This window comes from Citrobacter sp. XY323 (assembly GCF_025106035.1).
In the GTDB taxonomy this organism is placed as follows: domain Bacteria; phylum Pseudomonadota; class Gammaproteobacteria; order Enterobacterales; family Enterobacteriaceae; genus Citrobacter; species Citrobacter braakii.
This window is the reverse complement of record NZ_JANYUK010000010.1, coordinates 1-19563: the sequence shown is the minus strand read 5'-3', so window position 1 is coordinate 19563 and position 19563 is coordinate 1. Positions and strand designations below refer to the sequence as shown.

The window sequence follows — 19563 nt, the reverse complement described above, 5'->3', positions numbered from 1 at the left end:
TGGAGAATTAATGCAATGACACAAGCACATGAGGCGGTAAAAACCCGCCACAAGGAGACCTCTCTCGTCTTCCCGATTTTGGCGCTGGTAGTACTGTTCTTCTGGGGGAGCAGTCAGTCACTACCAGTGGTCATCGGTATTAATGCGCTGGCCCTTATTGGTATATTAAGCAGCGCATTCAGCGTTGTCCGTCATGCGGACGTATTAGCGCATCGACTTGGCGAACCCTACGGGTCGCTGATCCTCAGTTTGTCCGTTGTTATTCTTGAAGTCAGCTTAATCTCCGCATTAATGGCAACCGGCGATGCCGCACCTACACTCATGCGCGATACGCTGTATTCAATCATTATGATCGTAACCGGGGGTCTGGTCGGTTTTTCATTACTGTTAGGTGGCCGTAAATTTGCCACTCAGTATATGAACCTATTTGGTATTAAGCAGTATTTAATCGCCCTGTTCCCACTGGCCATTATTGTACTGGTATTCCCGATGGCGTTGCCGGGGGCAAATTTCACTACCGCGCAGGCGCTGTTGGTGGCGTTAATTTCTGCGGCGATGTACGGCGTATTTTTGCTGATTCAAACTAAAACGCACCAAAGTCTGTTCATTTACGAGCATGAAGACGAGGGTGACGACGACGACCCGCATCACGGTAAGCCGTCAGCGCACAGCAATCTGTGGCACGCCGCCTGGCTTATCATTCATCTGATCGCTGTTATCGCCGTGACCAAGATGAACGCCAGCCCGCTTGAGACCTTGCTGACTGAACTGAATGCGCCAGTCGCATTTACGGGTTTCCTGGTCGCGTTACTGATACTTTCGCCTGAAGGACTGGGCGCACTGAAAGCGGTTCTGAGCAATCAGGTACAGCGGGCAATGAATTTATTCTTCGGTTCGGTGTTAGCCACAATTTCGCTGACCGTACCGGTGGTGACGCTGATTGCATGGGCAACCGGGAATGATTTGATGTTTGCGCTGGGGGCGCCAGAGATGATTGTGATGGTTTCATCACTGGTTCTGTGTCAGATCTCTTTCTCCACCGGACGCACCAATGTGCTTAACGGTGCAGCGCATCTGGCACTGTTTATCGCCTATCTGATGACAATATTTGCCTGATTATTATTTTAGACGTACCGCACGGTCCTCTTGAGGGCCGTTTTCTTTTCTGCCGATATAACACAATCGATGGCGCGTCTGGTGCCTGACGGCGACCTTGACACCCTTTTCAAATAGCAGGCCGGAGGGAAATTCCGGCCTGTCACACTCACTTAGTTCTCGGTATCCAGCTCGTCGAAGCTTTTCACCAGGTCATCAATCGCTTTAATCTGCGTCAGGAACTGTTCCAGCTTCGCCAGCGGCAGCGCGGATGGACCATCGCATTTCGCATTGGCTGGATCCGGATGCGCTTCAATAAACAGACCTGCCAGACCAACCGCCATACCGGCACGCGCCAGTTCGGTAACCTGCGCCCGACGACCGCCGCTTGCTGCGCCAAACGGATCGCGGCACTGCAGCGCATGGGTAACGTCAAAAATCACCGGTGAGTTGCCGGAGACTTTCTTCATCACGCTGAAGCCCAGCATGTCCACAACCAGGTTGTCATAACCAAAGTTCGCACCACGGTCGCACAGAATAACCTTATCGTTGCCGCCTTCATGGAATTTATCCACGATGTTGCCCATCTGAGCCGGGCTGATGAACTGCGGTTTCTTAACGTTGATTACAGCACCGGTTTTCGCCATCGCTTCCACCAGATCGGTCTGACGAGCGAGGAATGCCGGAAGCTGAATCACATCCACCACATCAGCAACAGGCTGTGCCTGGCTGGCTTCGTGAACGTCGGTGATCACTTTTACGCCAAAAGTCTGTTTCAGTTCCTGGAAGATTTTCATCCCTTCTTCAAGGCCCGGTCCACGGTAAGAGTGGATGGAAGAACGGTTGGCTTTATCAAAGGAGGCTTTAAACACGTAAGGGATACCCAGCTTTTGAGTAACGGTTACGTAGTGCTCACAAATGCGCATCGCCAGATCGCGGGATTCCAGCACGTTCATTCCGCCAAACAGCACGAACGGCAGGTCATTTGCCACGTTGATGTCGCCAATGCTAACCACTTTTTGTTTCATAGGATCGCCTTAAACGGTAGGTAAAGTGTGATTAATCAATGCAATACAATTTGTTTGTGCGAAATAGTATTAATTTGCGCACGAATCATTTCGCTGATCGGGTCTTCCGGACACTGTTCAACGAAATAACTTAAATCTGTCAGCGCAACATGTTCGCACTCGAGCTGCGCGTATATTAAACCACGATCGCGAATTTCATACGGATCTTCAGGATTAAACTGCAATAGTGCTTCACTGGCACGCAGCGCCAGCTCCATTTGCCGCTCTTCCATCAGTGATGATTTCAGCGTGTCGAGCAGTTTGCGGATCACTTCCGCGTTATCCGCCTCATCCAGGTCTTCGTTAAACAGCTCCGCGACCGGGCTGATGTTCCCCTTCAACCACACTTCCAGCGTGTGCTCATTTAACGTTTCGCCATTGAATGGATTGATTAGCCACATTTCACCATCGAGCGACTCAATACGAAGGATCAGTTGCGTCGGGAAAATCACCGGTACCAGCGGCAGCTCCAGTCTGTTGGCAATCCACAATAAGATCGCCCCCAGAGACACGGCGCTGCCCTGCCGATTTTTCAGTACCTGGTCAAGCCAGAGTGCATCAGAAAGACGATAGACGCCGTGGGTATCCGTAAATCCCCATTCGCCGTAAAAAAGTGCCAGCAGTTTTTCCAGTTGCTCATCCTGAGACAGGAGCTGGCTAATTTCTTCTTGCGCCAGACTGACCAGACGTTCCAGTTCGTCGTAGACAGTTTGTGTTGGAAAATCCAGACGGATAGACTCCGACGCCAGGATCATCCCATCACACAATGGCGCTTTATTAAATTCGAAATCAGCTAACGACCTCATGCTTACCCCAGTAACGGTATTTTTGTGGTGGCGAGTTTAATGATGATGTACAGCACCACCAGCGCCAGCGGAAATGCGACTAATCGCGCCTGCTGACTGCGCGCCCGACGATAATCGAGCGCAATAAAACCCAAAACGATGTAAATGATAACCCCAAACAGCTTTTCAGTCAGCCATGTCCCGTGCTCAGTGAATGGCAGGATGTGCGCTTTAACCATTAACGCCACGCCGCTGAGTAATAAAACGGTATCCACAACCGGTGGCACAATGCGCGTCCAGCGTGCGCAGGCAAGACGCGAGTCGGTGTAACGCCACCAAAAACGCAGCGTCAGCAAGCCAACGGAAAGCGCAATACTGATGAGATGAATGTTGAGTAACACACTGAAGGTACTCATGATGGGATGCGTCCAAGCGTAATTCGCTCATTGCCGCCATAATCACGGCAGGTTTCAACCGCCTGGTAACCCGCACGAGTAAAGACGTCCCGGACGGCCTGCCCCTGCTGCCAGCCATGTTCCAGCAACAGATAGCCGCCGGGCGTTAAGACGCGCTGAGACTGGTCAATGATATGCACAATATCCGCCAGTCCCCGATCGCCCGCCACCAGTGCCGACAGAGGTTCAAAGCGTACATCGCCTTGCGCCAGGTGCGGATCCTGTTCGTCGATATACGGCGGATTGCTGACAATCATGTCAAACTGCTGTCCCTGCAAAGCGCTGAACCAGTTGCTTTGCAGCACGCAAACATTGTCGATGCCCAGATGCTGTTTGTTGCGAGTGGCCAGCGCAACGGCATCCGGCATCCGGTCAACCGCCGTTACCGCGCAATCCGGACGTTCGGTTGCCAGCGCCAGCGCAATGGCGCCCGTGCCGGTTCCCAAGTCGAGAATGCGGCACGCTGAGGCCGGCAGGCGAGCAAGCGCCTGTTCCACCAGACACTCAGTATCCGGACGAGGGATAAGCGTAGCCGGAGACACAAACAGCGGCAGTGACCAGAACTCCCGCACGCCGGTTAAATGCGCCACCGGCTCACCCCGCTGACGGCGCTCCAGTAATGTGTCGAGCTGTTGACGCTGCGCCTCGGTTAATACCGTTTCACCGAAAGCCAAAATAAAGGTGCGTCCCTTACCGGTAACAAACTCGAGCAAAATCTCGGCGTCACGGCGCGGGCTTTCACTTGCCTGTAATTGGCTTATCGCTTCACGCAGCCAGTGCTGATAATCCATTAATCCTGCTCGGACAACGCCGCCAGTTGGTCGGCCTGGTATTCCTGGACAATTGGCTCAATGAGCATATCCAGTTTGCCTTCCATCGCTTCATCCAGACGGTAGAGCGTCAGGTTAATGCGGTGGTCTGTCACGCGCCCCTGCGGGAAGTTATAGGTACGGTTGCGATCGCTGCGATCGCCACTGCCCAACAGATTGCGACGCTCAGAGGCTTCTGCCTGTTGACGTCTTGCCACTTCGGCGGCTCGAATTCGCGCCCCCAGCACCGACATCGCTTTCGCTTTGTTTTTATGCTGCGAACGTTCGTCCTGGCATTCCACTACGATACCGGTCGGCAAGTGGGTAATACGGATTGCGGAGTCGGTGGTGTTAACGTGCTGACCCCCTGCGCCTGATGAGCGGAAGGTATCAATACGCAGATCGGCCGGGTTGATATCCGGCAGTTCGGCATCTGGTAGTTCCGGCATGACCGCGACCGTACAGGCAGAAGTGTGAATACGGCCCTGTGACTCCGTCGCAGGTACGCGCTGCACACGATGTCCACCGGACTCAAATTTCAGTCGACCGTACACGCCTTCGCCGCTAATTTTGGCAATGACTTCTTTAAACCCGCCATGTTCGCCTTCGCTGGCGCTCATGATCTCTACCCGCCAGCGACGCGATTCAGCGTAACGGCTGTACATGCGGAACAGATCGCCGGCAAACAGCGCGGCCTCATCACCACCGGTTCCCGCACGCACTTCGAGGAAGGCGTTACGTTCGTCATCAGGATCTTTAGGCAACAGCAGAACCTGCAGATGTTGCTCCAGCTGCTCGCATTTATCTTTTGCTTCACGCAGTTCATCCTGCGCCATTTCACGCATTTCAGGATCGTCGAGCATCATCTGAGCCGTCTCGATATCTTCCTGAACCTGTTGCCAGTCCGTAAAACAGCGAGATACATCGCTTAATTGCGCATATTCGCGCGACAGTGCACGAAAGCGTTCCTGGTCTGCGATAGTACCCGCATCCCCGAGCAGCGCCTGAACTTCTTCATGGCGTTCATGCAGGGCTTCCAGTTTGGCAACGATAGAAGGCTTCATAGGCGTAAATGCACCCTGTAAAAAATAAGATTGGTGTGCTGCTACTCCAGCCCGAGGCTGTCGCGCAGAATATTCAGGCGTTCACTATCCCCGTCACGGGCGGCCTGTTGAAGTGATTTGGTTGGTGCATGGATCAAGCGGTTGGTCAGTTTCCAGGCCAGATCCTGCATAATGGCTTGCGCATCACCACCCTGTTGAAGAGCGGCCAACGCTTTGGCGGTCAGTTCATCACGAATCTGTTCTGACTGACTGCGATACTCGCGGATAGTTTCACTTGCGCCCTGAGCGCGTAGCCAGGCCATAAATTCGCTGGTTTCCTGCGCCACAATGGTTTCGGCTTCCACGGCCGCCGCTTTGCGCTGGGCCAGGTTATGCGAAATGATGCTTTGCAGGTCGTCAACGCTGTACAGATAGGCGTTGGACAACTTACCCACTTCCGGCTCGACATCGCGCGGTACGGCGATATCCACCAGCAGCATAGGTTGATTACGGCGATTTTTAAGCGCGCGCTCCACCATTCCTTTGCCGATAATCGGCAGCGGGCTGGCGGTAGAACTGATAATAATATCGGCATCCTGTAAACGCGCGTCGATATCACTCAGCGAAATCACTTCGGCGCCGACTTCATCCGCCAGCACCTGCGCACGCTCGCGGGTACGGTTGGCGATGATCATCTTCTTCACTTGATGCTCACGCAGGTGTCGCGCCACCAGCTCAATGGTTTCGCCTGCGCCCACTAACAGCACGGTCACCGTGGAGAGCGATTCAAATATTTGCCGCGCCAGCGTACAGGCGGCAAAAGCCACGGACACGGCGCTGGCACCGATGTCTGTTTCTGTACGTACACGTTTAGCGACAGAGAATGATTTCTGGAACATGCGTTCCAGCGCACTGGCGTTCAGGTGACCTTTTTGCGAATCCGCAAAAGCTTTTTTCACCTGCCCCAGAATCTGCGGTTCACCAAGCACCAGCGAATCCAGACCGCTGGCAACACGCATCAAATGACTGACGGCGTCGTTGTCCTGGTGCCAGTACAGGCTATTGCGCAAGTCTTCTTCATTAAGATTATGGTAATCGCACAGCCAGCGAACCAGCGCTTCTTGCAGGTTATCCTGCTCTTCAACGCTGAGATACAGTTCCGTACGGTTACACGTCGACAGCACCACCCCGCCCTGCACCATTGGCTGCGCAAGCAGGCTGTCCAGCGCCTGATCGAGCGTATCCGGCGAAAACGTTACGCGTTCTCGCAGCGATACAGGTGCCGTTTTATGGTTAATACCAAGCGCTAAAAGGGTCATGTGTGCGGGAATAGTACCAGCGTTGATAAGGTTAGACTGGGTGCATCATACAGGATGCGTGCGGTCAATAAAAGAGACTGCCCCCTTTTGGAGTAATAGCTTAGTGCACAAATTTGAGCGATTTAAGATAACTTGAACGTAGACGATGTATGATGGCGGCGCTAGCATTAAGAGTTATAACTGCAACGTATCTCAAGGATTTGTCATCATTATGACCCTGCCTGATTTTCGCCTGATTCGCCTGCTGCCGTTGGCGGCCCTGGCTCTTACCGCCTGTACGCTCAACGCGCCGAAAGGTCCCGGCAAAAGCCCTGACTCTCCACAGTGGCGCCAGCACCAGCAGGAAGTACGCGCCCTGAACCAATATCAGACGCGCGGTGCGTTTGCGTATATTTCCGATCAACAGAAAGTCTATGCCCGCTTTTTCTGGCAACAAACCGGACAGGATCGCTACCGTCTCCTGCTGACCAATCCCCTGGGCAGCACTGAACTGGAACTCAATGCCCAGCCGGGCAACGTCGAACTTGTCGATAACAAAGGCAAGCACTACACCGCTGACGACGCCGAAGAGATGATTGGTAAGCTGACCGGCATGCCTATTCCATTGAACAGCCTGCGCCAGTGGATCCTTGGCCTGCCGGGAGACGCCAGCGATTACAAACTCGACGACCAGTATCGTCTGAGTGAAGTGAACTACAGCAAAGACGGTAAAAATTGGAAAGTGGTCTATAGCGCCTACGACAGCAAAATTAAGCCCGCGATGCCGGCAAACATGGAACTGTCCGACGGCGATCAGCGTATTAAGCTGAAAATGGATAACTGGATTGTGAAATGATGACCCACTGGCCCTCTCCGGCAAAACTGAATCTGTTTTTATACATCACCGGGCAGCGTGCGGACGGTTATCACACTTTGCAAACGCTATTCCAGTTTCTTGATTATGGCGACACGATAGGTATTGCGCTGCGTGGCGACGGCGAAATCCGCCTGTTAACGCCGGTGGAAGGCGTTGCGCATGAAGACAATCTCATTGTCCGTGCGGCGCGCTTGCTGATGAAGGCGGCGTCTGAAAGCGATCGCCTTCCCAAAGGGAGCGGCGCCGACATCAGTATCGAAAAACGCCTGCCGATGGGCGGCGGTCTTGGCGGAGGTTCGTCTAATGCAGCTACCGTCCTGGTGGCGCTGAATCACCTTTGGCAGTGCGGACTTTCGGTTGATGAACTGGCAGGACTCGGCTTAACGCTGGGGGCGGACGTTCCCGTATTCGTGCGCGGCCATGCGGCCTTTGCTGAAGGCGTAGGTGAAATTCTGACGCCGGTCGAGCCAGAGGAAAAATGGTATCTGGTCGCCCACCCGGGAGTCAGTATTCCGACGCCGGTGATTTTTAAAGATCCCGACCTCCCGCGCAACACGCCAAAAAGGTCAATAAGAACGTTACTAAAATGTGAATTCAGCAATGATTGCGAGGTTATCGCAAGAAAACGTTTTCGCGAGGTTGATGCGGCGCTTTCCTGGCTGTTAGAATACGCGCCGTCGCGCCTGACTGGTACAGGGGCTTGTGTCTTTGCTGAATTTGACACTGAGTCTCGTGCTCGCCAGGTGCTTGAGCAAGCCCCGGAATGGCTCAAAGGCTTTGTGGCGAAAGGTGTCAACCTCTCCCCATTGCACAGAGCGTTACTCTAAATCATTCAGGTTTCAGGAAGATGGCGAAATATGCCAGCACACATGAAACGTGAAAGATGACGAGTAAGCCGGGCAAGCTGAGTTGCGGTGACAACGTCACCCTGTTCCAGACGTTGCATCGCGCTCTTTAATACACCGCATGGAGAGGATACTGCCTGGCCCGCACAGTTTTCGGCAGATTCTTTCCACCAATGGACGCATGCCTGAGGTTCTTCTCGTGCCTGATATGAAGCTTTTTGCTGGTAACGCCACCCCGGAACTAGCACAACGTATTGCCAACCGCCTGTACACTTCACTCGGCGACGCCGCTGTAGGTCGCTTTAGCGACGGCGAAGTCAGCGTACAAATTAATGAAAATGTACGCGGTGGTGATATTTTCATCATCCAGTCCACTTGTGCCCCTACTAACGACAACCTGATGGAATTGGTCGTTATGGTTGATGCGCTGCGCCGTGCTTCCGCAGGCCGTATCACCGCCGTTATTCCTTACTTCGGCTATGCACGTCAGGATCGTCGCGTACGTTCCGCTCGTGTACCGATTACTGCTAAAGTCGTCGCTGATTTCCTGTCCAGCGTTGGCGTTGACCGCGTCCTCACCGTTGACCTGCATGCTGAACAGATCCAGGGCTTCTTTGACGTACCGGTTGATAACGTATTCGGTAGCCCGATCCTGTTAGAAGACATGCTGCAGCTGAATCTGGACAATCCGATTGTGGTTTCTCCGGACATCGGTGGCGTCGTGCGTGCCCGCGCTATCGCTAAACTGCTGAACGATACCGACATGGCTATCATCGACAAACGACGCCCGCGCGCGAACGTTTCTCAGGTGATGCACATTATTGGTGACGTTGCAGGTCGTGACTGCGTGCTGGTTGATGATATGATCGATACCGGCGGTACGCTGTGTAAAGCAGCAGAAGCACTGAAAGAACGTGGTGCAAAACGCGTATTTGCTTACGCTACCCACCCGATCTTCTCAGGTAATGCGGCAAACAACCTGCGCAATTCAGTGATTGATGAAGTCGTTGTCTGTGACACTATTCCACTGACTGACGAAATCAAAGCACTGCCAAACGTGCGTACATTGACCCTGTCGGGTATGCTGGCCGAAGCGATTCGTCGTATCAGCAACGAAGAATCCATCTCTGCTATGTTCGAGCATTAATCGAGCCCGGCTCAAAAACCCGCTGCGGCGGGTTTTTTTATCTGCAACATCTATTTGTATGACTTATGCCTCCTTCACCTGCCATTTAGTTGACAGATGATGCGCTCATGGATGAAACATTATTGTGAACAGATTATTTTCCTCACATGTGATGCCTTTCCGCGCCCTCATCGACGCTTGTTGGAAAGAAAAATATACCGCTTCTCGCTTTACCCGCGACCTGATCGCCGGGATAACCGTTGGGATCATTGCCATTCCGCTGGCGATGGCCCTGGCAATAGGCAGTGGCGTGGCGCCGCAGTACGGCTTGTATACCTCAGCCGTGGCTGGGATTGTTATCGCCCTTACCGGGGGTTCACGTTTTAGCGTATCTGGACCAACCGCCGCTTTCGTGGTGATTCTGTATCCGGTGTCGCAACAGTTTGGGCTGGCAGGCCTGCTGGTCGCAACGCTAATGTCCGGGATATTCCTGATCCTTTTCGGCCTCGCCCGTTTTGGTCGCCTGATCGAATATATCCCGGTATCCGTTACGTTAGGTTTTACATCGGGTATTGGTATCACCATCGGTACCATGCAGATTAAAGATTTTCTCGGTCTGCAAATGGCCCATGTCCCGGAGCACTACCTGCAAAAGGTCGGCGCGCTGTTTATGGCCCTGCCAACCCTCAACGTTGGCGATGCCGCAATTGGCGTGGTGACGCTGGGGATCCTGATTTTCTGGCCGCGTCTGGGGATCCGACTGCCGGGCCACCTTCCTGCGCTGCTGGCAGGCTGTGCGGTAATGGGGATTGTGAACCTGACCGGCGGCCATGTCGCCACCATCGGTTCTCAGTTCCACTACATTCTGGCTGACGGCTCGCAGGGTAACGGTATCCCGCAGTTGCTGCCGCAACTGGTATTACCGTGGGACATGCCGGAGTCAAACTTTACCCTGAGCTGGAGTTCGTTACAGGCGCTGTTACCGGCCGCCTTCTCCATGGCGATGCTCGGGGCGATTGAATCTCTACTGTGCGCCGTCGTACTTGATGGGATGACTGGCACCAAGCATAAAGCCAACAGTGAGCTGATTGGCCAGGGCCTGGGCAACATCGTGGCACCGTTCTTCGGTGGTATCACCGCCACGGCGGCAATTGCCCGTTCTGCGGCAAACGTCCGCGCCGGGGCGACCTCACCAATTTCAGCGGTCATCCACGCGATTCTGGTGATCCTCGCCCTGCTGGTGCTTGCGCCGCTGCTTTCCTGGTTACCGCTTTCCGCCATGGCCGCCCTGCTGCTGATGGTGGCATGGAACATGAGTGAAGCGCATAAAGTGGTGGATCTGCTGCGTCATGCGCCAAAAGACGACATCATTGTCATGCTTATGTGTATGTCGCTGACGGTGCTATTCGACATGGTGATCGCCATCAGCGTCGGTATCGTTCTCGCCTCCCTGCTGTTTATGCGTCGTATCGCGCGCATGACGCGTCTGGCGCCGGTCAACGTAGACGTACCTGACGATGTGCTGGTGCTGCGCGTTATTGGCCCACTTTTCTTTGCCGCTGCGGAGGGATTATTTACCGATCTCGAATCGCGTATTGCAGGTAAACGTATTGTGGTCTTAAAGTGGGACGCGGTCCCGGTACTGGATGCCGGTGGTCTGGACGCTTTCCAGCGTTTTGTAAAACGCCTCCCGGAAGGGTGTGAACTGCGGATCAGTAATCTGGAATTCCAGCCGTTACGTACCATGGCGCGCGCGGGCATTCAGCCGATTGCCGGACGCCTGACGTTCTTCCCGAATAAAGACGCCGCGCTGGCAGATATCAGCTGACGTGTAGCCCGGCCAGGCGAAGCGCCGCCAGACTACAAATGACAGGCAAAAAAATGGCTCCCGTGTGTGGGAGCCATTTTTATAATCAGCTTATTGCTTACGCGTTCAACAGTTGCTCAGCTGTCGCTTTCACGCTTGCCAGCAGGACTTTGACATCCTCCAGACACACCGTGGGGTTCAGCAGCGTCAGCTTCAGGCAGGTTACGCCATCCGCTTCGGTCACGCCAACGTTGGCGCTACCAGAAGCCAGCAGAACGTCGCCAATACGCTGGTTTAACAGCGCAACGAACGCCATGTCGTCACTGTGCGGACGGAAACGGAACAGCACGCTTGCCAGCTGCGGCTCCATCACCAGTTCCAGGTGTGGCTGAGTTTTCACAAACGCAGCCACATCACGCGCCAGCGTTACGCCGTTATCAATGATTTCGGCATACTGCTTTTTGCCCAGCGCTTCGAGACCCATCCACAGCTTCAGCGCGTCAAAACGGCGCGTGGTCTGCAGCGATTTCGACACCAGATTCGGTACGCCCGCCTCTTCATCAAAATCAGAGTTCAGGTACGCCGCCTGGTAACGCATCAGCTCGTAATGACGCGCGTCTTTCAGCAGGAACGCGCCGCAGCTGATGGTCTGGAAGAACTGTTTGTGGAAGTCCAGCGTCACGGAATCCGCCAGTTCAAGGCCGTTCAGGAAGTGACGATACTGCTCAGAAAGCAGTAACGCCCCGCCCCATGCTGCATCCACATGCATCCAGATCTGGTGTTCTGCCGCCAGCGCCGCAATGTCCGCTAACGGATCGATTGCGCCCGCATCGGTAGTACCCGCAGTGGCGACAATCGCCATCACCTGTTCGCCGTTGGCTTTCGCCTGGGCCAGCTTGTCTTTCAGGTCAGCCAGATCCATGCGTGAGAACGCATCGGTCTTCACCTGGGTGACGGAACGGTAACCCAGCCCCATCAGCGCCATGTTCTTCTGCACAGAGAAGTGCGCGCTTTCAGAGCAAAATACTTTGATTTTACTCAGGTCGCCGGTCAGACCATTCTGCTGAATGGAATGCCCCTGGCGGGCAAAAAAGGCGTCGCGCGCCAGCATCAGGCCCATCAGGTTGCTCTGGGTGCCACCGCTGGTGAACACGCCCGCGTCGCCTGCCGCATAGCCCACCTGCTCACGCAACCATTCGATCAGTTTGATCTCAATGATGGTCGCCGACGGGCTCTGATCCCAGGAGTCCATACTCTGGTTGGTGGCGTTGATCAGCACTTCTGCCGCCTGGCTAATCACCAGGCTCGGGCAGTGCAGGTGCGCCACGCACTGCGCATGGTGAACCAACAAGCTGTCTTTCAGAAAGTATTCAACCGCACGCTCAATAGCGGCCTGGTTGCCCAGGCCCTGAGACGTAAAATTCAGGTTGATACGTTCGCGCAGTTGCTCAACGGTTTTGCCCTGATACATCTCAGGTTGCTTCAACCATTCAACGACCGCTTGCGTACTCTGCTCGATAGCGTCCTGGTAGGCAGCAATGCTTTGTGCCGAGCCGGACAGAATCGGATTTACGTCTGACATTCGATCCAACTCCGTTTAAACCGGCTTCACGCCAGCGCCCAGCAGGGCATTTTCGAATTTATCGAGGAAAATCTCCAGCTCTGCGTTGGTGATCAACAGAGACGGCAGCAGACGCAGTACGCAACCGTTACGGCCGCCACGCTCCAGAATCAGGCCGTTTTCGAAACATTTTTTCTGCAGCAGCGCGGAAAGCTCGCCATCGGCCGGGTAGCAGCCCATGTGATCCTGCGCTTCGTTCGGCTTAACGATTTCCAGACCAATCATCAGGCCCAGACCACGTACCTGGCCGATAACCGGGTAACGTTTCTGCAGGTCAGTCAGTTTGCCTTTCAGCCACTCGCCCTGGGCAGCAACTTTATCGGCAATCTTGTCGTCTTTGAGGATTTTCAGCGTTGTCAGACCGGTCGCCATCGCCAGTTGGTTGCCGCGGAAGGTGCCAGTGTGATGGCCCGGAGCCCACGCATCGAACTGCTTTTTAATGCCCAGTACCGCCAGTGGCAGACCGCCGCCAACCGCTTTGGACATCACGATGATATCCGGCTCAATACCGGCGTGTTCGAAGGCGAACAGTTTACCCGTGCGCGCGAAGCCAGCCTGAACTTCATCGATAATCAGCAGAATGCCGTGTTCCTGGGTCACTTTACGAATACGCTGCAGCCACTCGATCGGAGCCGGGTTTACCCCGCCCTCGCCCTGCACCGCTTCGAGGATCACGGCAGCCGGTTTACGCACGCCGCTCTCAACGTCGTTGATCAGGTTTTCGAAGTAGTAGGTCAATGCTTTGACGCCAGCGTCGCCGCCGATACCCAGCGGGCAACGGTACTGATGCGGATACGGCATAAACTGCACTTCCGCCATCATGTTGCTGACGGCTTCTTTCGGCGACAGGTTGCCGGTCACGGACAGCGCGCCGTGGGTCATCCCGTGGTAGCCACCGGAGAAGCTGATGATGCTGGAACGGCCGGTAACTTTCTTCGCCAGCTTCAGCGCCGCTTCAACGGCATCGGCACCGGACGGCCCGGTGAACTGCAGGCAATACTCTTTGCCCTGGCCCGGTAATAAAGAAAGTAAATACGATGAGAATTCATCTTTTAACGGTGTGGTAAGGTCAAGCGTATGTAACGGTAAGCCGCTTGTGATGACACTTTGAATGCTCTGCAGCACTTCAGGATGATTATGACCAAGCGCCAGGGTTCCGGCACCTGCCAGGCAATCAAGATATTGATTATTTTCTACGTCAGTAATCCAGACGCCCTGCGCTTTAGCAATCGCTAATGGCAGTTTACGTGGATAGCTGCGGACATTAGATTCAAACTCAGCCTGTCTTGCTAAAAAGGTATCATTGCTCTGTGGTAATGAATTAGCACTTAAAGTATCAATACGGACTTTATCCGTCATCATATCACTCCTACAACCAGGTGTAGATTAACGCCTGATTGAATAAATGGTTATAAGGGTTACCTGTAAAAAAGCGCGGCTAATATATGTTGTTTTAGCCCTGGACTCAATCATTTATTTTTCAACACATTTAGCAGGTGTTTTTTCTTTATAATTCAAAGTGTAACAGCCACCCTTCATTACGAAATCCTAAAGAAATATATCTATTTAATTAACAATTACCATAGCCAATTGCAACGCATACGATGTTATAAAAACCATGTAATTTTCATGTTTTTATTATTTTTTTACACGTTTTTACCATTAATAATGTACGCGTTTTCTTGTTACGACATGATTTTTCACTTATTTGTCGATAAATCGAATAAAAAAGTCGATCCCTAAATATAAATCACTTAGTATGGCGCGCTTATTTGCAGGCTATGTAAATAAAATTAATGCGCAGCACCCGGTAACGCGTACAGGCGACACGCGTTTTCGACAACAGGAATTCCCTGGGTTGTCAGCAGAAATGTTCGCGGGCGGACATTTCGTAAGGCGAACACCGTTTCCCCTTATGCCGAGAATGAAAATTTTCTAGCCATACTTTTATGGCGCCCTGATATGAGATTGTTATGACTCGCATTTATCCACCATCCGTCGTTGCCAAATTTGGCGGCACCAGCGTCGCTGATTTTGATGCGATGAACCGAAGCGCCAGCATTGTCCTTGCTGATCAAGATGTCCGTTTAGTCGTACTGTCTGCTTCAGCAGGCGTTACAAACTTACTGGTCGAGCTTTCTGAAGGTCTGGAAACGCATCAACAATTAGATAAGCTTGAGACCCTACGCGCCATCCAATACAACATTATTTCCCGCCTGAAGCAGCCGTCCGTTATCAGCACGGAAATCGATAATCTTCTCAACAACATCCGCCATCTTGCACAAACGGCGACCGTTTCACCGTCTGATGCGCTAAGCGATGAATTGGTCAGTCACGGCGAGCTGATGTCCTCTTTACTGTTTACTGAAGTCTTACGTGAACGGCATGCCGAGGCCGGGTGGTTTGACGCCCGCAGCGTGATGCGTACCAACTCCAGTTTCGGCTGCGCCGAACCCGAACTCAGTTCGTTGCACCACCTGGTGGAGACTCACCTGCGCCCTCGTCTTGAGCAAGCGATTATGGTGACCCAGGGGTTTATCGGCCGGGATGCCGCAGGGCATACCACTACGCTGGGACGCGGTGGTAGTGATTACACGGCGACGCTTCTCGGTGAGGCGCTTCACGCCGCACGCGTGGACATCTGGACCGATGTCGCAGGGATCTACACCACCGATCCGCGCATTGCGCCGCGGGCCAAACGGATTGACCACATCTCATTTTCCGAGGCCAGCGATATGGCCGCCTTTGGTGCGAAGGTCCTCCACCCGGCTACGCTGCTTCCGGCAATGCGTAAAAGCATTCCGGTCTTTGTTGGCTCAAGTAAGGATACGGCTGCCGGTGGTACGCTGGTGCATAACACCACCGACAACCCACCTCGCTATCGTGCGCTTGCCGTGCGCCGTAAACAGACGCTGTTGCGATTACATAGTCTGGAGACACAACCGTCCGGTTCTTTCCTGGCGCAGTCCTTCGCCATTTTAGCTCGCCACGCAGTCACGGTGGATTTGGTTACAACCTCAGAGAACAGTATTGCGCTGGCGCTGGACGCAACTCACGCTACCTCAGGTGAAGATCATATACTGACCAGCGCATTGTTTACCGCATTATCCTCCCACTGTCGTGTGGAAGTGGAAACCGGACTGGCATTGGTGACTTTGGTGGGGAATCGGCTGACTCAGGCGGCGGGGGTTTGCAAAGACGTTTTTGCCTGGCTTGAAGGGCATACGGTGCGAATGATTTGCCACGGCGCGTCAAATGACAACCTGTGTTTCCTGTTGCCCGCTGAAGACGCGGATAGCGCGGTTAAAACGTTACATTATCGGTTATTCGAATAACGTTTCTTATATTCCGTAGCAAATATAAAAGTGCGTTCTATGCAAGGATAATGAACAAGCAGAGTCCTGGTTTTTCAACCAGGACTTTGTATTCAAACCGCAGCCCTCTCTACCGGGAAACGATTTAGTTATGACGATGAGTGGTATCACCGCGACGACAGCGTTTGTCATAATGGCGTACCCACCAGTAACGGTCACTGATTTGCTCGTGCCCGCCCACTCTGGCTCCCGCCAACCACAGAACACCACCTACAAAAATACTGAGCACGGCACCATGTGCGAAAAACTGTGGCAGATTAAATTGCGGCAATTGGTTTAAAATAGAGTAACCAACACCCCCCACCATCACCACCAACCCTAAAGCCATGAGCACGTTACCGAGTAACGAAGCGTTTTTGCGTTTCATGTGTCACCTCCGGAACTTTGGGTTGCTACAGGGAATACCCCTAATCCTTATGTGTAAAGTATAGACAACACTGCCGTTCGCAAGTGCGGGAGCGATCACAATTACGAACACTCGCGCAACAAAACTTTACAAATAAGCTACTGAACACACTCAATTTCTAATAGTCCATTTGTGCAATTATTCAGTTTTTGGCGATTAGAACGCAGTTTTTTGTCAAGAGCAGCATCAGACAGTAAACTACACGTCGTTTATGGAAACACTCAGGACAAAACACGTGACGATTAAATTGATTGTCGGCCTGGCGAACCCCGGCGCAGAGTATGCGGCAACGCGACACAACGCAGGCGCATGGTATGTCGATTTACTGGCAGAGAGATTACGCGCGCCCCTGCGTGATGAGCCGAAATTCTTCGGCTACACCTCCAGAGTAACGCTCGAAGGGGAAGATGTCCGTTTGCTGGTACCGACCACATTTATGAATCTCAGCGGCAAGGCCGTGGGTGCGATGGCCAGTTTTTATCGTATCAACCCCGATGAAATTTTGGTCGCGCACGACGAATTAGACCTGCCGCCTGGCGTGGCAAAATTTAAGCTCGGTGGCGGTCATGGCGGACATAATGGCCTGAAAGACATCATCAGCAAGTTGGGCAATAACCCCAACTTTCATCGTTTACGCGTGGGAATTGGTCATCCGGGTGATAAAAACAAAGTTGTCGGATTTGTTTTAGGCAAACCGCCTGTTTCAGAACAGAAGTTAATTGATGAAGCAATTGACGAAGCGGCACGTTGTACCGAGATTTTATTCAAAGATGGCCTGACCAAGGCAACGAGCCGGTTACACACCTTTAAAGCGCAATAAGCAGCGATGTGCGGCATTTTTCTCGCGTGCTGTGTATAATAGGCAGAGTTATTTACTTTTCTACAATCTGTTTTCCATAACAGGTTGAATATCAAAAGATTAAGGTGATTTAAACATGGGATTCAAATGCGGTATCGTCGGTTTGCCAAACGTAGGCAAATCCACCCTGTTCAACGCGCTCACAAAAGCGGGTATTGAAGCGGCAAACTTCCCGTTCTGTACTATCGAGCCGAACACAGGTGTTGTCCCGATGCCCGATCCGCGTCTGGATCAGTTGGCCGAAATCGTCAAACCGCAGCGTATCCTGCCAACAACGATGGAATTCGTCGATATTGCCGGTCTGGTAAAAGGCGCGTCCAAAGGCGAAGGTCTGGGTAACCAGTTCCTGACGAACATCCGTGAAACCGAAGCTATCGGCCACGTGGTTCGCTGCTTTGAAAACGACAACATCATCCACGTTAATAACAAAGTGGATCCGGCTGACGACATTGAGGTTATCAATACCGAACTGGCGCTGTCTGACCTGGATACCTGTGAGCGCGCTATCCATCGCGTACAGAAGAAGGCTAAAGGCGGCGATAAAGACGCTAAAGCGGAACTGGCTGCACTGGAAAAATGCCTGCCACAGCTGGAAAACGCTGGCATGCTGCGTGCGTTGAAAACGCTGACCGATGAAGACAAAGCGGCTATCAAATACCTGAGCTTCCTGACGCTGAAGCCAACCATGTATATCGCCAACGTCAACGAAGACGGTTTTGAAAACAACCCATACCTCGATAAAGTGCGTGAAATCGCCGCAGCTGAAGGCTCCGTGGTGGTTGCAGTTTGCGCTGCCGTTGAAGCTGACATCGCAGAACTCGATGATGCTGACCGTGAAGAATTCATGGCTGAAATGGGTCTGGAAGAGCCAGGTCTGAACCGCGTAATCCGCGCTGGTTACGAACTGCTGAACCTGCAGACCTACTTCACCGCTGGCGTGAAAGAAGTTCGTGCATGGACCATTCCTGTTGGCGCAACGGCTCCGCAGGCGGCGGGTAAAATTCATACTGACTTCGAGAAAGGCTTTATCCGCGCACAAACCATCGCGTTTGAAGATTTCATCACCTATAAAGGTGAACAAGGCGCGAAAGAAGCCGGTAAGATGCGTGCAGAAGGTAAAGATTACATCGTTAAAGATGGCGATGTGATGAACTTCCTGTTCAACGTCTAAATAAAATTTGCTGTCTCATGAGGTTTCACTGAATCTCATAATAACGGCAAAACCCTATAAAATCCACGCAGTTGCGTGGATTTTTCATTTCACAATGTCTCAATTTATCTCGTAACAACGCTGTAGAAAATGAGTACATGGATGAGTACAACATTCTTCCATCTTCATTTTAAGTGAGTACAATAACGGTATAATAAATAAACAAGGCCCCGTTATGCTCAACGATACGCAATGCCGCACTGCCAAGCCGAAAGAAAAGCTCTATCGACTAAATGATTTCAACGGTCTCTACCTCAAAGTGAAACCCAACGGCAAAAAGGCCTGGCGCTATCGGTTTAAACTCAACGGCAAATCCAGCATGTTCGCGTTGGGTGAGTACCCGACGGTCAAACTTGCCGAAGCTCGCGAGAAATGTGAGCAAGCGCGTAAACAAGTCGCAGATGGAGTTAGCCCGACACAGGCTCGCCAGTTAGATAAGATCCGCAAGGTCAACGACGCATCCAACACCTTTGAGCTGATTGCCAAAGAGTGGTTGCAGCTGAAAGACTGGGCCGAAATCACCAAAACGCGGCGACTGGATATGCTTGAGCGTGTAGTTTTCCCCGCCATCGGCAAACTTCCTATCAGGGAAATCACTCCGCACCACATTCTTAAAATTCTTCAGGAAACGGCTAAGCGCGGCGCTCCGACCGTTGCCGCTGAAGCCCGTCGAACCATTTCATCAGTTTTCGAGTTGGCAGTAGCGACACTTAGAGCTGATAGTGATCCTGTCTGGCCCGTGCGCAAAGCTCTTCCGGCCAATAAGACACAGCACAAACAAGCACTGAATCCTCAGCAAATTGGAAAGTTATTAAGCTGTTTTGACAATAGTCGTGGCTCATACCAGGTTAACTATTGCATGTGGCTTATGTGGTGGACATTGGCG

General features: G+C 52.7%; 18 protein-coding genes. 9 read left to right on the top strand and 9 right to left on the bottom strand.

The annotated features are described in order from the left end of the window. Positions 1-15 precede the first annotated feature (15 nt). Positions 16-1116: a sodium-potassium/proton antiporter ChaA gene (gene chaA / locus N0B36_RS14050; protein ID WP_016153289.1), complete on the top strand. Its 1101-nt coding sequence runs from the start codon at positions 16-18 to the stop codon at positions 1114-1116. 152 nt (positions 1117-1268) lie between these two features. On the opposite strand, the gene kdsA is transcribed toward chaA, so the two are convergent. The 6 genes from kdsA to hemA are packed head-to-tail and all read right to left on the bottom strand — an operon-like array spanning position 1269 to position 6573. After that, entirely contained in the window at positions 1269-2123 is an 855-nt protein-coding gene (gene kdsA, locus N0B36_RS14045; RefSeq protein WP_016156739.1) for a 3-deoxy-8-phosphooctulonate synthase, read from the bottom strand. Positions 2124-2158: 35 nt separating this feature from the next. After that, a complete protein-coding gene (sirB1, locus tag N0B36_RS14040; RefSeq protein ID WP_003020775.1) occupies positions 2159-2968 on the bottom strand; it encodes an invasion regulator SirB1 in 810 nt (269 codons plus the stop codon). A gap of 2 nt (positions 2969-2970) precedes the next feature. Then, positions 2971-3363 carry an invasion regulator SirB2 gene (gene sirB2, locus N0B36_RS14035; RefSeq protein WP_016153291.1) on the bottom strand — a complete coding sequence of 131 codons (393 nt, stop codon included), beginning with the start codon at positions 3361-3363 and terminating at the stop codon, positions 2971-2973. Beyond that, positions 3360-4193, bottom strand: coding sequence for a peptide chain release factor N(5)-glutamine methyltransferase (gene prmC / locus N0B36_RS14030; RefSeq protein ID WP_016156740.1), 834 nt, complete (start codon positions 4191-4193; stop codon positions 3360-3362). Before prmC ends, sirB2 begins: the two co-directional genes overlap by 4 nt. Next, positions 4193-5275: a peptide chain release factor 1 gene (prfA, locus tag N0B36_RS14025; protein ID WP_016153293.1), complete on the bottom strand. Its 1083-nt coding sequence runs from the start codon at positions 5273-5275 to the stop codon at positions 4193-4195. The genes prmC and prfA overlap by 1 nt, the downstream gene beginning before the upstream one ends. 41 nt (positions 5276-5316) lie before the next feature. After that, positions 5317-6573 (bottom strand): glutamyl-tRNA reductase, encoded by a 1257-nt coding sequence (hemA, locus tag N0B36_RS14020; protein WP_016153294.1) that lies wholly within the window; start codon positions 6571-6573, stop codon positions 5317-5319. A gap of 211 nt (positions 6574-6784) precedes the next feature. Between hemA and lolB the strand changes: the two genes are divergently transcribed. The 4 genes from lolB to dauA all read left to right on the top strand — a co-directional run bounded on the left by lolB (position 6785) and on the right by dauA (position 11228). Further along, a complete protein-coding gene (gene lolB, locus N0B36_RS14015; protein WP_047358971.1) occupies positions 6785-7408 on the top strand; it encodes a lipoprotein insertase outer membrane protein LolB in 624 nt (207 codons plus the stop codon). Further along, complete coding sequence (gene ispE / locus N0B36_RS14010) at positions 7405-8256, top strand: 4-(cytidine 5'-diphospho)-2-C-methyl-D-erythritol kinase (protein WP_200079995.1); 852 nt, start codon at positions 7405-7407, stop codon at positions 8254-8256. The genes lolB and ispE overlap by 4 nt, the downstream gene beginning before the upstream one ends. Before the next feature lie 217 nt (positions 8257-8473). Then, positions 8474-9421, top strand: coding sequence for a ribose-phosphate diphosphokinase (prs, locus tag N0B36_RS14005; protein WP_001518537.1), 948 nt, complete (start codon positions 8474-8476; stop codon positions 9419-9421). A gap of 124 nt (positions 9422-9545) precedes the next feature. Beyond that, on the top strand, positions 9546-11228 hold the full coding sequence (gene dauA, locus N0B36_RS14000; protein ID WP_029139565.1) for a C4-dicarboxylic acid transporter DauA: 1683 nt from the start codon (positions 9546-9548) through the stop codon (positions 11226-11228). Positions 11229-11325: 97 nt separating this feature from the next. On the opposite strand, the gene N0B36_RS13995 is transcribed toward dauA, so the two are convergent. After that, positions 11326-12789, bottom strand: coding sequence for an aspartate aminotransferase family protein (locus N0B36_RS13995; RefSeq protein ID WP_016156743.1), 1464 nt, complete (start codon positions 12787-12789; stop codon positions 11326-11328). Between the two features lie 15 nt (positions 12790-12804). Then, the gene (locus tag N0B36_RS13990) at positions 12805-14190 is read right to left on the bottom strand and encodes a diaminobutyrate--2-oxoglutarate transaminase (protein WP_019076946.1); all 1386 of its coding nucleotides are present in this window, start codon (positions 14188-14190) and stop codon (positions 12805-12807) included. A gap of 611 nt (positions 14191-14801) precedes the next feature. On the opposite strand from N0B36_RS13990, the gene lysC reads away from it, so the two are divergent. After that, entirely contained in the window at positions 14802-16163 is a 1362-nt protein-coding gene (lysC, locus tag N0B36_RS13985) for a lysine-sensitive aspartokinase 3 (RefSeq protein ID WP_259688513.1), read from the top strand. A 124-nt stretch (positions 16164-16287) separates the two neighbouring features. Here lysC and ychH read toward each other — a convergent pair whose 3' ends face one another. Next, positions 16288-16569, bottom strand: a complete 282-nt coding sequence (ychH, locus tag N0B36_RS13980; RefSeq protein ID WP_016153301.1) for a stress-induced protein YchH — start codon at positions 16567-16569, stop codon at positions 16288-16290. Positions 16570-16843: 274 nt separating this feature from the next. Between ychH and pth the strand changes: the two genes are divergently transcribed. The 3 genes from pth to N0B36_RS13965 form a co-directional block, all read left to right on the top strand. Then, a complete protein-coding gene (gene pth / locus N0B36_RS13975; RefSeq protein WP_016153302.1) occupies positions 16844-17428 on the top strand; it encodes an aminoacyl-tRNA hydrolase in 585 nt (194 codons plus the stop codon). Positions 17429-17543: 115 nt separating this feature from the next. Continuing rightward, a complete protein-coding gene (ychF, locus tag N0B36_RS13970; protein WP_016153303.1) occupies positions 17544-18638 on the top strand; it encodes a redox-regulated ATPase YchF in 1095 nt (364 codons plus the stop codon). 214 nt (positions 18639-18852) lie between these two features. Beyond that, positions 18853-19563: integrase arm-type DNA-binding domain-containing protein (locus N0B36_RS13965; RefSeq protein ID WP_259688512.1), on the top strand; the 711-nt coding region annotated here is incomplete at its 3' end.